Origin of the sequence: Streptomyces sp. NPDC092370 (assembly GCF_044755265.1) — a bacterium.
Classification (GTDB): Bacteria; Actinomycetota; Actinomycetes; order Streptomycetales; family Streptomycetaceae; genus Streptomyces.
Genome location: NZ_JBIVQO010000003.1, coordinates 505,329 through 523,556, shown reverse-complemented (window position 1 = coordinate 523,556; position 18,228 = coordinate 505,329). Strand labels below are relative to the sequence as shown.

Sequence of the window (18,228 nt, the reverse complement as noted above, 5' to 3'; positions counted from 1 at the left end):
AGCGTTTGTGCACCCCGAGCCGTTGTCAATGCCGCGTGAGCTGCCTCTCTGTACCCGAGAGGCCTCCGTGAGGTCCTTCCGCGGCGCCCCTTCGAGGGGCTCCCCGAACCCCTCCATACCATGCTTCTGAACATGTTCAAAGGGCCGTTCGACCCCCGGACGGGTCAACAGGGCCCCTGTGATCGCCCGGGAGGGCCGAATTCCTTGTGAAGAACTTCACGAACTTTTCCGACGGGCTGTCGCCGGGGGGTCACCGGAACCCCCCGGAGACGCTCATTCGTGATCCATGCCTGCTCAGAAGGGGGCCAGGCGACCGACCGCGCGATGCCGTCGAGGATCGCTCGCGAACGCGACTCACGAAAGAAAGCGCCGTGTACACACTGGCGCGTACACTGGCCCCATGACTGAGAACACCGTGACTGTACGGGAAGCCCGCGCGCACCTCGCCGACCACATCAACCGGGCCGAGGAAGGCGTTCCGACCGTCATCACGCGCAACGGTGCTCCGGTGGCGGCCGTGGTCCCGATCGCAGATTTCGAAGCACTGGAGGAAGCGGCCGACGTCATGCTGGCGCGCGAAGCCGAAGCGGTTCTGGCCGAGGGCGGCCCCACCGTGACGATGGCGGAACTGCTGGCGGATCTGTTCACCGAGCATGACGGCGAGGCGGCGTGAAATACGCCTTCCGGTTCACCACGGCGGCGCAGCGGCAGCTCCGGGCCATCAGCCGGCCCGACGCCATGCGCATCCTGACCGCGCTCACCGCACTCGGCGACGACCCGTACCGCGAGGACGCCGACATCAAGAAACTCACCGGTCCGTCGGGACTCTACCGGCTCCGGGTCGGAAGCTACCGGGTCGCCTACCAAATCAACGACGGTGAACTCGTCATCCTCGTCGTCAAGGTGGGCGACCGGCGGGACGTCTACCGCAACCTGTAGTACGCGGCGAACGCCACCGCCGTCATCAACCGAGAAGTGCCGCTGAACGCTATTGGGCGTCCTCTGCCGTTTTGATCGCGATCCCGTCGAGGATGTCGTGCTCGCTCACGACGACCTCCCGTGCCCCGATCCGCTCCATGACCGACAGGAGCACGAGGGCGCCCGCCCCGATCACGTCGACCCGGCCCGGGTGCATCGAGGGCACCGCCGCGCGCTCGGCGTGGGTGGAGCGCAGCAGCCACTCGGTGATCTCACGGACCCGGTCGTGGGAGACACGGGAGTGGTGGATGGCCACGGAGTCGTACGCGGGCAGTTCCTGGGCGATCGCCGACACGGTCGTCACGGAGCCGGCCAGGCCGACCAGGGTGCGCGCCTCGCGCAACGGAACCGTCCGCTCGGCGAGGTCGAGCGCGGCCTCGATGTCGGCCCGCATCGCCGTGATCTGTTCCTCGGACGGCGGGTCGCTGACCACTCCGTCCCGGACCAGGTGCCGCTCGGTCATCCGGACGCAGCCGATGTCCACCGAGCGGGCCGCCCGAACCCGGTCGTCGCCCACGACGAACTCGGTCGAGCCGCCGCCGATGTCCACGACGAGGTAGGGCTTCGGCAGGTGGTCGCGCCCGACCAGCTCCTTGGTGGCGCCGGTGAAGGAGAACGCGGCCTCCTGGTCCCCGGAGATCACCTCGGGCTCGACGCCCAGGATGTCCAGCACCCCGCTCACGAACTCGTCCCGGTTCTCGGCGTCCCGGGAGGCGGAGGTCGCCACGAACCGCAGCCGCTCCGCCCCGTGCTCCTTGATGATCCCGGCGTACTCGCGGCACGCCGCGAAGGTCCGCTGGAGCGCCTCGGGAGCGAGCCGGCCGGTGCGGTCGACGCCCTGCCCGAGCCGGACGATCGTCATCCGGCGGTCCAGGTCGACCAGCTCACCGGTGCCCGGGTCAGCCTCGGCGACCAGGAGCCGGATGGAGTTCGTCCCGCAGTCCACGGCGGCGACCCGGGTCACTGGGCGTCCGCCTCGGCGGTGGTCACGCACGGCCCCTTGCGCCACCACTGAGGCAGCATCGCGATGGCCTCGTCCCCGAGCGGGTTCACTCCGGGGCCCGCGGCCAGCGAGTGGCCCACCAGAACGTGCAGGCACTTCACCCGGTCCGGCATGCCGCCCGCGCTCGGGAAGTTCTTCAGTTCCTCGATCTCGTCGCGCCGGCGGATGTAGTCCTCGTGCGCGGCGCGGTACGCAGCCGCCAGCTCCGGGTCGGAGGCCAGCCGCTCGGTCATCTCCTTCATCACGCCGTTGGCCTCCAGCGTGCCGATCGCCGAGGCGGCGCGCGGGCACGTCAGGTAGTACAACGTGGGGAACGGTGTCCCGTCCGGCAGCCGCGGGGCCGTCTCGACGACGTCCGGCTGTCCGCACGGGCAGCGGTGCGCGATCGCGCGCAGACCGCGCGGGGGCCGGCCGAGCTGCTGCTTGAAGGCCTCGACGTCCGCGTCGGTGGGCTCGGTGCGCGGGGTGGTCGGCGGGGGCGTTTCCATGACTGTCTTCAGGCTGTCTTTCTCTGGGTTCAGGTCACTGACTGGGGCCGGGTCACCGGTCGGAGGCGTCGGCCTTGTCGACCCCGTCCCAGACGTTCGAGTACCAGGGGCGGTCGGCCGCCCCCAGGTCGGTGCGCGACTGCTTCGCCGCGTGCGGGTCCACGACGATGAAGCCCGTCTCCCCCGGCATGACGTAGTGCAACCGCTGCCGGATCTGCTGCTCGGCGTAGGCGTCGTCCTGCCAGCGCGCCTTCAGGTCACGCAGCCGTTCGACGCGCTCGCGGGCCTGCCGCTGTTCGCGCCGGAGGTCGTCGATCTCGGCGCGCTGCGAGACGTACTCGCGCATCGGGTAGGCCAGGGCCACGATCAGCGAGCACATCACCAGGGCGAGCAGCGCCGCCCGGCCGGTCAGGCGTGAGCGGCGGGCCTGGCGCTTGGTCTGGGAGCGGTAGACCCGGGCCGCGGTCTGCTCACCGAGCAGCCGGATCCTGGTCGCGGTGGAGAACCGGTCCCGGTCCTTCACGGCCATCTGTCCGCCTCCCGCTCCACCGTCCTACGCGCGTACGTCCCCGGACACGGTACGGGACCGAGTACGGGGACGTACGTACGACGCTGCCTCGTGTGGCCGGGGTCAGCCCTTGAAGCGCGGGAAGGCGCTGCGGCCGGCGTACACCGCGGCGTCGTCGAGGATCTCCTCGATGCGCAGCAGCTGGTTGTACTTGGCGACGCGCTCGGAGCGGGCCGGGGCACCGGTCTTGATCTGGCCGCAGTTGGTGGCGACGGCCAGGTCGGCGATGGTGACGTCCTCGGTCTCGCCGGAGCGGTGGGACATCATGCACTTGAAGCCGTTGCGCTGGGCCAGCTCGACGGCGTCCAGGGTCTCGGTCAGCGAGCCGATCTGGTTGACCTTGACCAGCAGGGCGTTGGCGGCGCCCTCCTCGATGCCGCGGGCCAGGCGCTCGGGGTTGGTGACGAACAGGTCGTCGCCGACGAGCTGGACCTTGTCACCGAGCTTGTCGGTGATGGTCTTCCAGCCCTCCCAGTCGTCCTCGAACAGCGGGTCCTCGATGGAGACGAGCGGGTACGCGTCGACGAGCTCCGCGTAGTACTCGGTCATCTCGGCCGCCGAGCGCTCCTTGCCCTCGAAGGTGTAAACGCCGTCCTTGTAGAACTCGGAGGCGGCGACGTCGAGCGCCAGGGCGATCTGCTCGCCGGGGGTGTAGCCGGCTTCCTTGACGGCCTCGAGGATGAGGTCGAGGGCCTCGCGGTTGGAGCCGAGGTTCGGGGCGAAGCCGCCCTCGTCGCCGAGGCCGGTGGCCAGGCCCTTGCTCTTCAGGACCTTCTTCAGCGTGTGGTAGACCTCGGCGCCCCAGCGCAGGGCCTCGGAGAAGGACTCCGCGCCGATCGGGGCGATCATGAACTCCTGGATGTCCACGTTGGAGTCGGCGTGCGAGCCGCCGTTCAGGATGTTCATCATCGGCACCGGCAGCAGGTGCGCGTTGGGGCCGCCCAGGTAGCGGAACAGCGGCAGGTCGCTGGCCTCGGAGGCGGCGTGGGCGACGGCGAGCGAGACGCCGAGGATGGCGTTGGCGCCGAGCGAGCCCTTGTTGTCGGTGGCGTCCAGGTCGAACATCGCCTGGTCGATCAGGCGCTGCTCGGTGGCGTCGTAGCCGACCAGCTCCGGGCCGATCTGCTCGATGACCGCGAGGACGGCCTTCTCCACACCCTTGCCGAGGTAGCGGTTCGAGTCGCCGTCGCGGAGCTCGATGGCCTCGAAGGCGCCCGTGGAGGCGCCGGACGGGACGGCGGCACGGCCGGTGCTGCCGTCGTCGAGGCCGACCTCGACCTCGACCGTGGGGTTGCCTCGGGAGTCCAGGATTTCCCGGGCTACGACGACGTCGATGGACGGCACGAGCATCTCCTTCTTCATGTGACGCGGGACGCGGGCCCCGTGGACCCGGCGAGGTGCGGGCCCGTGGTGGCTCGCGACACGAGCCTAACCGGCTCCGGGCGATCGGCCACCGGGTCGCCCACCCCATGGACAGAACCGAGAGTAAATTGTTTCCGAACGGAACAAAGCCGGTTGCCGAAAAAACCCCGCCCCGGCGCGTACGGGGGATGACGCACCGGGGCGGGGAGCACGAGGACCCTGGGCGGGTCCGGCCGGCCGCTGCTTACTTCAGGTGCAGCTGCTGGCCCGGGTAGATGAGGTTGGCGTCCTCGACGATGTCCTTGTTCAGCTGGTAGAGCTTCTCCCAGCCGCCCTTGACCTTCTCCGCCGTGGCGATCGAGCTCAGGGTGTCGCCCTTGACGACCTTGTACTCGCCGTCACCCTTCTTGACCTTCTTGCCGGTCGGGGTGGTGACGGTCTTCTTGGCGGCCGGGCGCTCGTCGGAGCGGGAGGCCGGCTGCTGCTCGGTCTGGCGGGTCTCGGTGCTCTGCTGGCTCTGCTGGCTCTGCTGCGAGGAGCTGCCGGAGTCGCTGGAGGAACCGCCGCCGGTGTAGCCGGCGCTCGACAGGCCCTTGCCGCAGACCGGCCAGGCGCCCTTGCCCTGGCCCGCGAGGACCTTCTCGGCGATCTCGATCTGCTGGGCCTTCGTGGCCTGGTCCGCGGTGGAGGCGTACTTGGTGCCGCCGTAGCCGGACCAGGTGGAGGCGGAGAACTGCAGACCGCCGTAGTAGCCGTTGCCGGTGTTGATGGACCAGTTGCCGCCGGACTCGCACTGGGCGACGGCGTCCCACTCCGAGGCGGTGGCGGCGGAGGCGTTACCGGCCGCCATCAGCGGGGCGGCGACGGCGGCACCGGTGACACCGGCGATGGCGATGGCGCGAGCGGCCTTGGACGGACGGCGGTGCGTGCCCTTACCGGAAAACAGCATGGAGAGATCCCCTCACCGACGCCTGCGAGGTGAGCTGTCGGGTTCGGGCCGGTTGAGTTGCCCGGCCGCGCCCCTCCCGGGACACGGCTTCACCCCAAGCCCTTCCGGCACAACCGGCCGGTCGGGCACTTACCTTGGGTCCCCCGCTCCTGCCTACGGCGCTTGACGCGACGACTGTTCCCGTACGGCCGCTGGCAGGATTCGGCGTTGCGGCAGCCGGGGCTCGCGGTGACGAGCAGTCACGACCGTAGACACGCGATCCACGGAATTTCAAAGACGATCAGGGCTTCTGAGATCTATCTCTCACGGGCCTTATACGGGACATTCGGTGCGAAACGTGACGTGAACTCACCCGCTTTCGGGACGACTTCGGCCCTCGTTTCCGCACTGCCCGAACGGCTACCTCTCGTCCGCTTCGACCCCTGTCGTGAGCGTCTGACCGGGGAGGATGAGGTTCGGGTCGCCACCGACGGTCTGCTCGTTCCCGTCGTAGAGGGAGTTCCATCCGCCGTCGACGTCAAGGGAGTCGGCGATGGACCAGAGGCTGTCGCCCACGCCGACGATGTAGGAGCCCTCGGACGAGCCCCGGGAGGCGTCGTCGCCGCGCGAGGCGTGGCGGCCCGAGGACGAGCCCTCGCTGCCGTTCGCGGACGCGGAGTCCTCCTCGGCACTGGGGCCTCGGTGGCGGCCGGAGCCGGTGTCCGTCAGGGCCGAAGAGTCGCCGCCCTGGCGTGAGTTGCCGGACTCGTCACCCCCGGGGGCGGCGGAGGGGGAACTGCCGGACTTCTGATCCTGCTCCCGCCCCCGCTCCTGAGGTGCGGAATCAGATGACTTGTCCGACTTAGGGGTTTCATCCTCCTGGGTCGACCGCCCGTCAGGCGACGACGAAGGGCTTGAGGAAGGCTCCGAAGAAGGGGACGGCTCGGAGCCGCCGAGCAAACCGGACGAGTCCACCTCGCCGGATGATGCGGACGAGTCGGACGCTTCCGCCCCCTTGTCCTGCGGGAGGCCGGAGAGCAGGCCGCAGGTACGCCACGCGCCGACCCCCTGGTCGGCGAGGATTCTCTCGGCCACGGATATCTGCTGGGAGCGACTGGCCAGGTCGGCGCTCGCGGCGTAGTCGAGGCCGCCGTAGTTCTCCCAGTCCTCCTGGGACAACTGCAGGCCGCCGTAGTAGCCGTTGCCGTCGTTCTGGCTCCACGCGCCGCCGGTCTCGCAGTCCGCGACCCGATCCCAGGTCGTGCCGTCGGCCGCGCTGGCACCGGAGGCCCCGAGGAGTGGGATCGCGATGGCGGAGCCGGTCACTCCGGCCGCCACGAGGAGCGCCGGAGCCTGGCGGGGGCGACGGTGCCGACCGTTCCCGGAGAGCATACGGAGACCTTTCACACGACAGCGGTGACCGACGCGTCCGGCATCCCGGCCGCGTTGATGGGTGAACGTATCGGCAGGAGATCACTTGTCACAAGTTAATGCCGCGTAGATCACGTGAAGATCACAGCTCTGATGTTTCGTCATGTTCAACCGCTGCGAACTCCACCGGCAGGGTGCGCAGCCCGCGCATGATGAGGCCGCCGCGCCACCGCAGCTCGGCCGGGTCCGCCGCGAGGCGGAGGTCCGGGAGGCGGGTGAGGAGGGTGGCGAGGGCGGTCTGGCCCTCCAGGCGGGCGAGCGGGGCGCCCAGGCAGTAGTGGATGCCGTGGCCGTAACCGAGGTGCTGGTTGTCGCGGCGGGACAGGTCCAGCACGTCCGGGTCGGCGAACCGCTCCGGGTCCCGGTCCGCGGCGGCCAGGACGACCAGGACCGGGTCGCCCGCGTCGATGTGCTGCCCGCCGAGGGTGAGGGGCTGCGTGGCGAACCGCCAGGTGGCGAGCTCGACGGGGCCGTCGTAGCGCAGGAGTTCCTCGACGCCGGTCTCCAGGAGCCCGCTCTCCCCGGCGGCGAGGGACGCCTGGAGCCGGGCGCGCTGCTCGGGGTGGGTGAGCAGGGCGTAGGTGCCGTTGCCGATCAGGTTCACGGTTGTCTCGAAACCGGCGAACAGCAGGATGAAGGCCATGGCCGCCGCCTCGTTCTCGGTGAGGTGCTCACCGTGGTCGGAGGCGCGGATGAGACCGGAGATGAGGTCCTCGCCGGGGGCGGGCTCGGCGGGCAGCGCCTCCCGCTTGCGGTGGATGAGGTCGGCGAGGTAGCCGCGCATCTTCTTCACCGACCGCGCCACGCCACCCCTGGGACCGCCCTGGTGACGGATCATCATGCCCGCCCAGTCTCGGAAGTCGTCCTGGTCCTCACGCGGGACGCCGAGCAGGTCGCAGATGGCGTAGATGGGCAGCGGGAAGGCGAACTCGTGGATCAGGTCGGCGGACCCCTTCCGCGCGAACCCGTCGATGAGGGTGTCCGTGAGCTCCTGCACCCGTGGCGCGAACTCGGCGACCCGGCGGGGCGTGAACGCCTTGGACACCAGTCGCCGCAGCCGGGTGTGGTCCGGCGGGTCGATGTTCAGCAGATGCGTCATCAGCTCGGCCTTGCGCTCCCCGGGGATTCCGGTCTTGCCCTTGGCGTGCGCCGGTTCGTCGTGATGCGCCGGGTTCTTGGAGAGCCGGTGGTCGGCGAGGGTCTGCTTGGCGTCGGCGTACCGCGTGACCAGCCAGGCCTCCACGCCGCTGGGAAGCCGCGTCTTGTGGACGGGACTGTGCTCGCGGAGCCAGGCGTAGGCGGGGTAGGGGTTGCTCGCGAACTCCCAGGTGAAGAGCTCGGGCGCGGTCGTGGGGGTGCGGGGCTGGGGCTGGTCGGTCACGCGTCGACCGTATCCGGCTTCCCGCCGCTTCCCGTCCCGCTCCCCTGCTCCCTCCCGTTCAGCCCTCGGCCTGCCTGATCGCGTCGCGGTAGGCGCGGGCCGCCGCCCTCAGGGCCGCCTCCGGGTCCACGCCCTCGGACTCGGCGCGGACGGCCAGGGCGAGGAGCTCGTAGCCGATGCCCTCGACGGGCGGGAGCGGTATGTCCAGGTTCGCTGTGCGGGCGCGGGAGGCCAGTTTGGCGGCGAGGGCCAGACCGGGCTGGCCGAGGGGAATGCCCTCCGTGACCGAGGCGCGCTGCTTCTCGACCGCCTTGGTGCGCAGCCAGTGCTCCTTGACCTCCTCGGGGGTGGTGGCCGTCGCGTCGCCGAAGACGTGCGGATGGCGGTGGATCAGCTTGGCGACGATGCCGCCGGCCACGTCGTCGATGGAGAAGGGCTCCTCCCCGTCCTCCGGGCGGCCCTCCTCGGCGATGCGGGCGTGGAAGACGACCTGGAGGAGGACGTCACCGAGCTCCTCGCGCAGTTCGTCGCGATCGCCCTCCTCGATCGCCTCGACGAGTTCGTACGCCTCCTCGATGCCGTACTTCGCCAGGCCCTCGTGGGTCTGCCGCGAGGACCAGGGGCACTCGACGCGGATGCGGTCCATGACCTGGACGAGGTCGAGGAGCCGGGCGCCCGGGAGGTCGTAGGAAGCGGGCAGCAGCTCCAGCTCGGGCATGGCGATACGGCCGGTACCGGCGAGGCGGGCCAGCCCGTCCGTCAGGACCGGTTCACCCTCGCCCGTCGCCACCACGACCACCGTGCGGCCCCCGGAGCAGGCGCCGACCAGCTCCTGGGCGGTGGGGGACGCCTCGTCGACCGGGACCCCCGCCTCGCGCAGATACGGCAGCTGCGGGTGGGCGCCGTCCGCGCACAGCACCCGGTCCGCCGCGTGCAGTGCCTGCCAGGCGGGCCAGGACAGCAGGCCGGGGGCGACGCGGTGGCTGGTGGTGAGCAGGATGATGCGGCCCGGGGCGGCGGCCGCGTCGGGAGCGGTCCGCTCGGGGCCCGGGGTGGCTGCGGGGCTGTTGGCGTTCACGGTTCGAAGCTATCCCACGTCGCCGTCAGCCCTCCAAGCCATCCACAGGGCCCCGGGAGCGGGTGCCCCGCATGCCGCCCCTGCTCCTACATGCCCTGCTGGGTCTGGGCCGTCGTGACGTCCCGGACCCACGGCGTCTTGGCGTCGGCGCGGCTGCTCTTTTGGACGTCCCACGTGCCGTAGCGGGGGTTGAGGTCGATGTTCAGGTCCTTGGAGGCCTCGGAGAGGGCCTTCCAGAACTCGGGACGGTCGGTGGTCGTGCCGAGCTTCTGGGCGAGCTTCTGGGCCTCCAGCTGGAGGCGGAGGTTCTCTTCGAGGCGCTGCGGCGGGATGCCGTACTGCCGGAGCCAGGTCGTCTCCAGCGCCTCGGCGCCGCCGGCCTGCTGTTCCAGGCCGGACCGCATCTGCTGGATCTCCTTGCGGGAGACGCTCACTGCGGCGTCCTCGGCGGCGCGGTGCAGCACCCGGTCCAGGACCATGGTCTGCAAGGTGTCACGGGTGAGGGTGCCGGTTCTGGCGATGGCCTGCTGGTACTGGGCCTCGTTCTGCACGGCCGCCCGCTGGGCCGCGCGTACCTCACCGACCCGCTCGTCCAGCTGGGAGACGGTGATGCGCTGGCCGCCCACCACGGCCGCCGCCCCGGGATGCGCGTCGTTCCCGCAGGCGGTGAGAAGGGGTGCCGCGGCGGCGATCGCTGCGGTGAGGACGAGCGCGGTGCGACGGCGGCGGTGCAAGGAGACCTCCCGTGGAGATTGCAACGACAGGTGCGGCGCACGGCGCCTCCACCAGGGGTGGTGGTCGGGCGACGGGCGGGCGCACAAGGTCTTGCGATGATCGATGGTAGGCAGTGGCCAAGCTCTGGCCAACCCATTCGACCAACGATTCACCGGGACTTCCGGCACCGCCGCGCCAACCCCCGGGGCGATCGTCAGCCGCGGACCTGCCCCAGCCACTGCAGTGTCCTGCGGATCTCCGCACCCAGGGGGTGCCCGGGGCCGTGGGTGCGCTCCACGTCGTGCAGCAGTCTGGCCAGGGTGTCGTGAGCGGCACCGCGGTCACCCAGGGACAGCAGGAGATGACCGATGCGACGGCGGACGTCGTGCGCGAGCTCGGGGCCGCCCGCGGCGACGTACTGGTTCTCGTAGTACGGCAGCACCGCCCGGTACTCGGCGAGCGCCGCCGCCGGCTCGCCCAGCTGTTCGAGGCACTGGGCGGCCTCGTAGCGGAAGCGCAGGGCCTGCGGGTCGGCCTGGCCGGCCTCGGCGGCGCGTTCGTCGGCGAGCCGGCGCAGTTCGGGCAGGGCGCGCCGGTACTGGCCGTCGTCCAGGAGCGTCGCCGCGTACTGCTTGCGCAGGGTGCGCACGACCGGGGAGTGCGCGCCGTGCTGCTCGGCCGCCGCGGGCAGGATCGCGCCGAGGATGTCGACGGCCTGGGTGACGCGGCCCTCGCCGAGGAGCCGTTTGACCTCGTCGACGGCGCGGGCGATGTCCGTCTTCCCCGCGGTGTCGGTGACGGGGGTGGCGGGCGTGGGCCGGGGCGCGGGGGTGCGCGCACGATCCGGCCAGGGGGCGTGCGGGCGCAGGAACGGCCGGGTGGGATCGAGGGCCGCTCCGGTGGGCGTCCCGCGTGCGGGCAGGAGCAGCTCCAGGTGCTCGTAGACCTCCTGCGCGGAGGCGGGCCGGTGCTGCGGGTCCTTGGCGAGGAGGCGCAGGACGAGGGCCTCCAGGGCCTCGGGGACCTCGGGGCGGACGCGGCGCACGGGCAGCGGGGGCTCGTACAGGTGCCGGTGCAGGACGCCGAGTGCCGTGGAGCCGGAGAAGGGCACGTCGCCGCTGAGCAGTTCGTGCAGGACCACGCCGAGCGCGTACAGGTCGGTGTACGGGCCGACCGCGCCGCCCATCGCCTGCTCCGGGGCCATGTAGGCGGGCGAGCCGATGGGGGTGCCCGTGTGGGTGAGGCGGGTGGTGTCCGCGTCCATGACGGAGGCGACGCCGAGGTCGAGGACGGTGACCGTGCCGTCCTGTCTCACCATCACGTTGCGCGGCTTGAGGTCGCGGTGGACGATCGGCACGGCGTGCACGGCGCTCAGCACCGCGCACAACTGCGCCGCGACCGCGACCGCCCATTGCCAGGGGTACGGATCGTGCTCGGCCAGGTGGCCGGCGAGGTCGGCACCGTCGATGTACTGCATGACGAGGAACAGCTCCTCGCCCTCACTGCCCGCGTCGTGCACGGTGACCAGGCCGGGGTGGTCGACCTGCGCGGTCACCCGGCACTCCCGCACGAAACGCCGGCGCAGTTCCTCCGCGTCCTGCCCGGCCACCTTGTCGGGGCGCAGCAGCTTCACCGCCACGCGCCGGTCGAGCCGCTGGTCGTACGCCGTCCAGACCTGCCCCATCCCGCCCTGCCCGAGGACGGTGGACAGCTCGTAACGGCCGGCGACGACACGTCCTGCCGCCGCGGTCACCTGCCGCCCTCGTGCCCGTCGTCGCTGCCGCCTTCGTGCCGGCGCAGGTAGTCGCTGAGCTCGTCGAGTTCGGCGCGGACCTGGTCGATGCGGGCGGGGCCGGGGTGCTGGGGGGACGGCGGCGGCTGGATCGGGCCGGGGACCGCCGGTGTGGCGTCGTGGGGTGCGGGTGTGCGAGGCACGGGCGTGTGAGGCACCGGGTGCTGCGGGACGGGCGTGGAGTTCGGGGCGTAGGGCGGCGCCGGGTTCGGATAGCCGTAGGGGGTGTTCACGACGGTGGGTGCGTGGGGCGAGGCGTAACCGGTGGCCTGCCGCCGCTCGCCGTGGTGGGCGATGTCCACGACCAGGAAGTAGACGGCCGCGGCCACTCCGATGAGGAGGATCACCGCCAGCGCGATGTCGGTCCGGTAGTCGTCCTTCGGCAGTGAGCCGATCACGGCGAAGCCCGCGATGGAAAGCGGCAGGCTCACCCACGCCACCGTCCAGTCGAGGGCCCGTCCGCGCAGGACGGCCACCCTGAACAGCGGTACGCAGGCCAGCAGGCCGCACGTGAGGAGACCGGCTGCGGCGAACAGCACGCGCAGGGAGATGACCGTTGCCGCGCTGCGGGGAGGCGGCGCCGCGCCGTGGCCGTACATGACTGCTCCTGGACCGGTGGGGCCGATGGGGACGGACGTGCGAGTGACAGACCCTGTTGGGGAATCCGAGCGTATAGCCCGACACGGACAACCGGTCACGGGTTGTACCGAACCGTTGTCATGCTGATCACTTCGCGTACGGCCGTTTTCCGAGCCGGTCACGGCCCAGCCGTCCGCCGCGCCCTACAGGGGGTGCCGCATCCACACGTTGGGCTCGACGTAGACGGCGTATCCGCGCTCCACTTCGCAGCGCACCGGAACGAGGCCTCCCGGCACCTCCGTCTCGCCGTCCGTGTCGAAGGGCAGGCCCGTCCAGCGGCGCCAGTCCGCGAGCGGGGCGGCCACCGTCATGGACGCCGGTGCCACCGAGTCGATGACGGCACCGGCCCGGGCGTGCACACGCAGCCACGGGTCCTCGGGCAGCCCGTCGGGGCGGACGCGGCGGGCGTACTCCTCCATCGGCGTGTGCGGTTCGAGGTGCTTGGCGTTGGGGCGGACCGGGGCGACGACCTCACGGAAGCCACGAGCCCGGGCGTTGTCACGCATGGCCGAGAGCATCACCCCGGACAACCCGCGGCCCTGGGCGTGCGGGGCGACGGAGACCGAGATGGCGCTGACGGTGTCGGGCCGCACTCCGCGCCGCAGATCGGAGAAGGCCCATACGAGCACCGCGTCCCAGCCGTTGGCGGGCAGCCCGCCGCGGTGCTCGGCGCCGAGGGCGAACGGCACGCTGTAGGCGTTCGCCACGATCTCGCCCTGCTCGTCCTCGGCGAACAGGACGTACTCCGGCAGTTCGGTGGCGATCCGGGGGAAGTGGGCGGCGCCCACGAGGTCCTGGATCACGAACTCCGGCCAGCTGTCCGCCATCCCGAGGACCCGCTCCAGCATGTCCGGACGGTCGGCGAGGCTCGCTGTCTTCGGCTGCATGTGATCACGGTAGGCGCGGTTGCGAAGACCCGGAAGCGAATTACCGTCGAGGGGCAGGTGCCTCACCCGCCGCACTGCTTCAGCATCATCTCCTTGTCGGCGTCCGTCACGGGGAGTTCGTACTTCAGCGACACCTGGGCGAAGCGCACCGCATAGGCGCAGCGGATCCGTTTGTTCGGCGGCAGCCAGGACGCCGGGCCGGAGTCCCCCTTCGAGCCGTTGGTCGGTCCGTCCACCGGGAGGAGGTTGAGCGGGTCGTTGGCGATGGACTCCCGCTTGTCCTTCGTCCAGCGCGAAGCGCCCATCTGCCAGTCGTACGACAGCGGCATGACGTGGTCTATCTGGACCTTGATCGCACGGGACTTGGTCCACTCGATGACCTTCCCGGTGTACGGGTCGTGCAGCGTCAGCGAGGTGACCACGCAGTCGGATCCTGCCCGGAAGCGCAGGTCCTGCCCGTCTCGTTTCAGCAGGTCGTTCCGCGAGTCGCAGCCATTGCGGGAGAAGGGGACGTCGCGTGGCGCCGAGTCCATCCAGGCGTAGCCGAACTTGTCCCGTTCGTAACCCGTCCTGGGGCCGCGTCCCTTCGTCACCACCTTCTCGATGAGGGCACGCGCCCTCTGCTTGTCCGCGTCGGAACTGATGGCCGCCAGCCCGGGTTTGGTGCCGTCCGGGTTGTCCAGCGGGTTCACGGCCCGCCCGTCGCCGGCGGCCGGGACGCCGGAGCCGGAGGGCCCGTCGCCGTCGGCGGGCGGGGCCAGGCCCTCGCAGCCGGCCAGCGCCGAACCGGTGAACACCATCGCGACAGCCAGTGCGGCCCCGCCCCTCAGACGCGTCACCGCGCCCCTCCTCTGTTTGCCTGTTCCGCTCCGGCACGGGCGGCCCGTGCCTGGTCCCACGGTAGCGACGAAGAGGTTCAGACCGCACAGGGCCTCACTGCGCAGCCTTCGCATCTCGTGCGTATCGCCGGTTCCGGGTCGTCTCCGGAGGGAGCTTCTCGCATGGGCGTCTCCGACGAGTTCCAGAGCCGGGCGCGGAACGAGGGCAAGCAAGGCTCCGACACCGCGGAACAGCGGGCCAAGTGGTGTCAGGACCCCAGGACCGAGGTGAGGAACTCCCCGACCCATGCCAGCAGTTCCCGCCCGACCAGCGGCTTGCCGCCCACCTTCGCTGTCTTCGGGCGCGGAACCAGCACCTGGTGCGCCGCCGGCTTGATGACGACCCCGGGGTACAGCCGCTTGAGCCGCAGTTCCTGCGACTCGCGCAACTCCACCGGCGCGAACCGGATGTTGTTGCCCTGCAGCACGATCTCGCCGACGCCGCACGCCCGCGCGAACATGCGCAGGCCCGCGACGAGCAGCAGGTTCTCCACCGGCTCGGGCAGCTTGCCGTAGCGGTCGACGAGTTCCTCGCGGACCGCCTTGATGTCCTCCTCCGAGTTGGCGGAGGCGATGGCGCGGTAGGCCTGGAGGCGGAGGCGCTCGCCCGGCGCGTAGTCGTGCGGGACGTGTGCGTCGACGGGCAGCTCGATCTTCACCTCGAGCGGCGGCTCCTCCTCGATCTCGCCGGTCTCCAGCTGGCGCCGGTAGTCGGCGACGGCCTCTCCGACCATGCGCACGTACAGGTCGAACCCGACGCCCGCGATGTGGCCCGACTGCTCACCGCCGAGGAGGTTGCCCGCGCCGCGGATCTCCAGGTCCTTCATGGCGACGTACATGCCGGCGCCCATCTCCGTGTGCTGGGCGATGGTCGCGAGCCGCTCGTGCGCGGTCTCGGTCAGCGGCTTCTCCGGCGGGTAGAGGAAGTAGGCGTAGCCGCGCTCGCGGCCACGCCCTACCCGGCCGCGCAGCTGGTGCAGCTGGGACAGGCCGAAGTTGTCGCCGCGCTCCACGATCAGGGTGTTGGCGTTGGAGATGTCGATGCCGGACTCCACGATCGTCGTGGAGACCAGCACGTCGAACTTCTTCTCCCAGAAGTCGACGACGACCTGCTCCAGCGCCCCCTCCGACATCTGCCCGTGGGCGGTGGCGATCCGCGCCTCGGGGACGATCTCGCGCAGCCGGGCGGCGGCCCGGTCGATCGACTCGACGCGGTTGTGGATGTAGAAGACCTGGCCCTCGCGCAGCAGTTCGCGGCGGATGGCGGCGCCGATCTGCTTCTCCTCGTAGGGACCGACGAAGGTGAGCACCGGATGGCGCTCCTCCGGCGGGGTGGTGATCGTGGACATCTCGCGGATGCCGGTGACCGCCATTTCCAGCGTCCTGGGGATCGGGGTCGCGGACATCGTCAGCACGTCGACGTTCGCGCGGAGCTTCTTCAGCTGCTCCTTGTGCTCGACGCCGAAGCGCTGCTCCTCGTCGACGATGACCAGGCCCAGGTCCTTGAACTTCGTCTCGGACGAGAAGAGGCGGTGCGTGCCGATCACGATGTCGACCGAGCCCTCGCGCAGGCCTTCGAGGGTCGCCTTGGCCTCGGTGTCGGTCTGGAAGCGGGACAGGGCCTTCACGCTCACCGGGAACTGCGCGTACCGCTCGCTGAACGTGCCGAAGTGCTGCTGCACCAGCAGGGTCGTGGGCACCAGGACGGCCACCTGCTTGCCGTCCTGGACGGCCTTGAAGGCGGCGCGGACCGCGATCTCGGTCTTTCCGTAGCCGACGTCGCCGCAGATCAGGCGATCCATGGGGACCGTCTTCTCCATGTCCTCCTTGACCTCGGCGATGGTGGTGAGCTGGTCGGGCGTCTCCGCGTAGGGGAAGGCGTCCTCCAGTTCGCGCTGCCAGGGGGTGTCCGCGCCGAAGGCGTGCCCGGGGGCGGCCATACGCGCGCTGTACAGCTTGATCAGGTCGGCCGCGATCTCCTTGACGGCCTTCTTCGCGCGGGCCTTCGTCTTCGTCCAGTCGGCGCCGCCGAGGCGGTGCAGGGTGGGGGCCTCGCCGCCGACGTACTTGGTGATCTGCTCCAGCTGGTCGGTGGGGATGTAGAGGCGGTCGCCGGGCTGGCCGCGCTTGGCGGGGGCGTACTCGACGACCAGATACTCGCGGGTCGCGCCCTGCACGGTGCGCTGCACCATCTCGATGTAGCGGCCCACGCCGTGCTGCTCGTGGACGATGTAGTCGCCCGCCTCCAGGGTGAGCGGGTCGATGGTCTTGCGGCGGCGGGCCGGCATCCGGGCGCCCTCACGGCCGGACGCCTTCTGCCCCGACAGGTCCGTCTCGGTCAGGACGGCGAGTCTGAGGGCCGAGTCGACGAAGCCGTGCTCGATCGAGCCGCACGCCACGTGCACGACGGACGGGGAGATCTCGCCGAGGCCGGAGTCGAGACGGGCCGCGATGCCCTCGCCGCCCAGCACCTCGACGGTACGGGCGGCCGGGCCGTGGCCCTCGGTGACGAACACCGTGCGCCAGCCGTCGGCGAGCCAGCCCTTGGTGTCGGCGAGGGCCTTGGCGGTGTCCCCGCGGTAGGTCTCCGGGGCGTGCATGCCGAGCTTCAGGGTGTCCGCGTCCAGCTCTTCGTCCGCGGCGAACGGCGACACCGACCACCACATCATGTCCAGCTCGCGGGCCCGGTCCCGGACGTCCGCGATGGACCACAGGGAGGCCGCGCCGACGTCGATGGGCGCCTCGCCGCCGCCCGCGGTGGCCGCCCAGGAGGCCTGGAGGAACTCCTGCGAGGTGGCCACCAGGTCCGACGCGCGTGTGCGCACCCGCTCCGGGTCGCACACCACGGCCATGGCGCCCTTGGGCAGCACGTCGAGCAGCAGCTCCATGTCGTCCACCAGGACCGGAGCGAGGGACTCCATGCCCTCGACGGCGATGCCCTCGGCGATCTTGCCGAGGAGTTCACCCAGCTCGGGGTGCTGTTCGGCCAGGACCCGCGCACGGTTGCGTACGTCGTCGGTGAGCAGCAGCTCGCGGCACGGCGGCGCCCACAGGCCGTGCTCGGCGACTTCGAGGGAGCGCTGGTCGGCGACCTTGAAGTAGCGGATCTCCTCGACGTCGTCGCCCCAGAACTCGACGCGCAGGGGGTGTTCCTCGGTGGGCGGGAAGACGTCGAGGATGCCGCCGCGCACGGCGAACTCGCCGCGCTTCTCGACGAGTTCCACGCGCGCGTAGGCGGCTGCCGCGAGGGCTTCGACGATCTCGTCGAGGTCGGCGCTCTGCCCGGTCCTCAGGGCGACCGGCTCCAGGTCGCCGAGGCCCTTGACCTGCGGCTGGAGCACGGACCGGACGGGCGCCACGACGACCGAGACAGGGCCGGTCTCGGGGTCGTCCGGGCGGGGGTGGGCCAGGCGGCGCAGCACGGCCAGGCGGCGGCCGACGGTGTCGCTGCGGGGGCTGAGCCGCTCGTGCGGGAGCGTCTCCCAGGACGGGTACTCCACGACTCCCTCCGGCGGGAGCAGGGAGCGCAGGGCCGCGGCCAGGTCCTCCGCCTCGCGGCCCGTGGCCGTGACCGCCAGCACCGGGCGGCCGGTGTCGCGGGCCAGGGCGGCGACCGCGAAGGGGCGCGCGGCCGGGGGGCCGACCAGGTCGACGTGCATGCGGTTGCCGTCGGCAGCCGCCCTGATCGCTTCTGCGAGGGCGGCATCCTTTACTACGGCGTCGAGCAGACCGTGCAGGCTCATGGGGGCTTTTTCCGTCCAGGGGTGGGCAACACGACGGGCCCGACGCGCGCCGCGGGCCGGGGGGTCTCCAGCGTACGACGACGCGCGCCCGCACGGTGGGCCTGTGGATAACGCCCGTTCTCCAGGGGCCGGCTCCGGTGGCGCGATGGCTGCGGCGCCCGGGGTCTGCGCCCGGGGTCTGTCCCCGGGGTCTGCGCCTGGAGCCGCGCCTCATCGCCGAGTGCGGCCTCGTGGCCAGGCGGATGGGGCGAGCCCGGTGCGGGGTTCCCGTGTGACCGGACAGCGGCGGGGCGCCGGGGCCCCTCGCCGTGCGGCTCGTCAGCAGAGCCGCCCGGGTGGCACCGGGCCGGGCAACTCG

At 71.2% G+C, this 18,228-nt stretch carries 16 protein-coding genes and 1 riboswitch; of the genes, 2 read left to right on the top strand and 14 right to left on the bottom strand.

Annotated features, from left to right (window positions below):
• Window positions 1-400 precede the first annotated feature (400 nt).
• Window positions 401-673 carry a type II toxin-antitoxin system Phd/YefM family antitoxin gene (locus ACIQHQ_RS13620; protein WP_018385071.1) on the top strand — a complete coding sequence of 91 codons (273 nt, stop codon included), beginning with the start codon at window positions 401-403 and terminating at the stop codon, window positions 671-673.
• On the top strand, window positions 670-939 hold the full coding sequence (locus tag ACIQHQ_RS13615) for a type II toxin-antitoxin system RelE/ParE family toxin (RefSeq protein ID WP_402612100.1): 270 nt from the start codon (window positions 670-672) through the stop codon (window positions 937-939). The genes ACIQHQ_RS13620 and ACIQHQ_RS13615 overlap by 4 nt, the downstream gene beginning before the upstream one ends.
• 49 nt (window positions 940-988) lie before the next feature.
• Here ACIQHQ_RS13615 and ACIQHQ_RS13610 read toward each other — a convergent pair whose 3' ends face one another.
• The 14 genes from ACIQHQ_RS13610 to mfd form a co-directional block, all read right to left on the bottom strand.
• On the bottom strand, window positions 989-1,942 hold the full coding sequence (locus ACIQHQ_RS13610) for an exopolyphosphatase (RefSeq protein ID WP_402612099.1): 954 nt from the start codon (window positions 1,940-1,942) through the stop codon (window positions 989-991).
• On the bottom strand, window positions 1,939-2,469 hold the full coding sequence (locus ACIQHQ_RS13605; RefSeq protein WP_402612098.1) for a DUF501 domain-containing protein: 531 nt from the start codon (window positions 2,467-2,469) through the stop codon (window positions 1,939-1,941). Before ACIQHQ_RS13605 ends, ACIQHQ_RS13610 begins: the two co-directional genes overlap by 4 nt.
• Before the next feature lie 52 nt (window positions 2,470-2,521).
• Complete coding sequence (locus ACIQHQ_RS13600) at window positions 2,522-2,998, bottom strand: septum formation initiator family protein (RefSeq protein WP_402612097.1); 477 nt, start codon at window positions 2,996-2,998, stop codon at window positions 2,522-2,524.
• Window positions 2,999-3,100: 102 nt separating this feature from the next.
• A complete protein-coding gene (eno, locus tag ACIQHQ_RS13595; RefSeq protein WP_365092744.1) occupies window positions 3,101-4,381 on the bottom strand; it encodes a phosphopyruvate hydratase in 1,281 nt (426 codons plus the stop codon).
• 262 nt (window positions 4,382-4,643) lie between these two features.
• Entirely contained in the window at window positions 4,644-5,348 is a 705-nt protein-coding gene (locus ACIQHQ_RS13590) for a transglycosylase family protein (protein ID WP_402612096.1), read from the bottom strand.
• A gap of 4 nt (window positions 5,349-5,352) precedes the next feature.
• A riboswitch (cyclic di-AMP (ydaO/yuaA leader) is annotated at window positions 5,353-5,519 on the bottom strand.
• Window positions 5,520-5,747: 228 nt separating this feature from the next.
• A complete protein-coding gene (locus ACIQHQ_RS13585) occupies window positions 5,748-6,719 on the bottom strand; it encodes a transglycosylase family protein (RefSeq protein WP_402612095.1) in 972 nt (323 codons plus the stop codon).
• Window positions 6,720-6,840: 121 nt separating this feature from the next.
• Window positions 6,841-8,139, bottom strand: a complete 1,299-nt coding sequence (locus ACIQHQ_RS13580) for a cytochrome P450 (RefSeq protein WP_402612094.1) — start codon at window positions 8,137-8,139, stop codon at window positions 6,841-6,843.
• 58 nt (window positions 8,140-8,197) lie between these two features.
• A complete protein-coding gene (locus ACIQHQ_RS13575) occupies window positions 8,198-9,217 on the bottom strand; it encodes a nucleoside triphosphate pyrophosphohydrolase (protein WP_402612093.1) in 1,020 nt (339 codons plus the stop codon).
• Between the two features lie 86 nt (window positions 9,218-9,303).
• Entirely contained in the window at window positions 9,304-9,951 is a 648-nt protein-coding gene (locus tag ACIQHQ_RS13570; RefSeq protein WP_402612092.1) for a SurA N-terminal domain-containing protein, read from the bottom strand.
• 194 nt (window positions 9,952-10,145) lie between these two features.
• Window positions 10,146-11,642 (bottom strand): protein kinase, encoded by a 1,497-nt coding sequence (locus ACIQHQ_RS13565; RefSeq protein ID WP_402612181.1) that lies wholly within the window; start codon window positions 11,640-11,642, stop codon window positions 10,146-10,148.
• Window positions 11,643-11,680: 38 nt separating this feature from the next.
• A complete protein-coding gene (locus ACIQHQ_RS13560) occupies window positions 11,681-12,322 on the bottom strand; it encodes a hypothetical protein (RefSeq protein WP_402612091.1) in 642 nt (213 codons plus the stop codon).
• 183 nt (window positions 12,323-12,505) lie between these two features.
• Entirely contained in the window at window positions 12,506-13,249 is a 744-nt protein-coding gene (locus ACIQHQ_RS13555; RefSeq protein WP_402612089.1) for an N-acetyltransferase, read from the bottom strand.
• 62 nt (window positions 13,250-13,311) lie between these two features.
• On the bottom strand, window positions 13,312-14,088 hold the full coding sequence (locus tag ACIQHQ_RS13550) for an HNH endonuclease family protein (RefSeq protein WP_402612088.1): 777 nt from the start codon (window positions 14,086-14,088) through the stop codon (window positions 13,312-13,314).
• Window positions 14,089-14,336: 248 nt separating this feature from the next.
• Window positions 14,337-17,870, bottom strand: a complete 3,534-nt coding sequence (mfd, locus tag ACIQHQ_RS13545; protein ID WP_402612087.1) for a transcription-repair coupling factor — start codon at window positions 17,868-17,870, stop codon at window positions 14,337-14,339.
• Window positions 17,871-18,228: the final 358 nt, after the last annotated feature.

Bases quoted from the DNA above. Each gene is read 5' to 3' on its own strand.
- ACIQHQ_RS13620 (WP_018385071.1), top strand. From the start codon at position 401: ATGACTGAGAACACCGTGACTGTACGGGAAGCCCGCGCGCACCTCGCC.
- ACIQHQ_RS13605 (WP_402612098.1), bottom strand. From the start codon at position 2,469: ATGGAAACGCCCCCGCCGACCACCCCGCGCACCGAGCCCACCGACGCG.
- ACIQHQ_RS13600 (WP_402612097.1), bottom strand. From the start codon at position 2,998: ATGGCCGTGAAGGACCGGGACCGGTTCTCCACCGCGACCAGGATCCGG.
- ACIQHQ_RS13590 (WP_402612096.1), bottom strand. From the start codon at position 5,348: ATGCTGTTTTCCGGTAAGGGCACGCACCGCCGTCCGTCCAAGGCCGCT.
- ACIQHQ_RS13585 (WP_402612095.1), bottom strand. From the start codon at position 6,719: ATGCTCTCCGGGAACGGTCGGCACCGTCGCCCCCGCCAGGCTCCGGCG.
- ACIQHQ_RS13560 (WP_402612091.1), bottom strand. From the start codon at position 12,322: ATGTACGGCCACGGCGCGGCGCCGCCTCCCCGCAGCGCGGCAACGGTC.
- ACIQHQ_RS13555 (WP_402612089.1), bottom strand. From the start codon at position 13,249: ATGCAGCCGAAGACAGCGAGCCTCGCCGACCGTCCGGACATGCTGGAG.
- mfd (WP_402612087.1), bottom strand. From the start codon at position 17,870: ATGAGCCTGCACGGTCTGCTCGACGCCGTAGTAAAGGATGCCGCCCTC.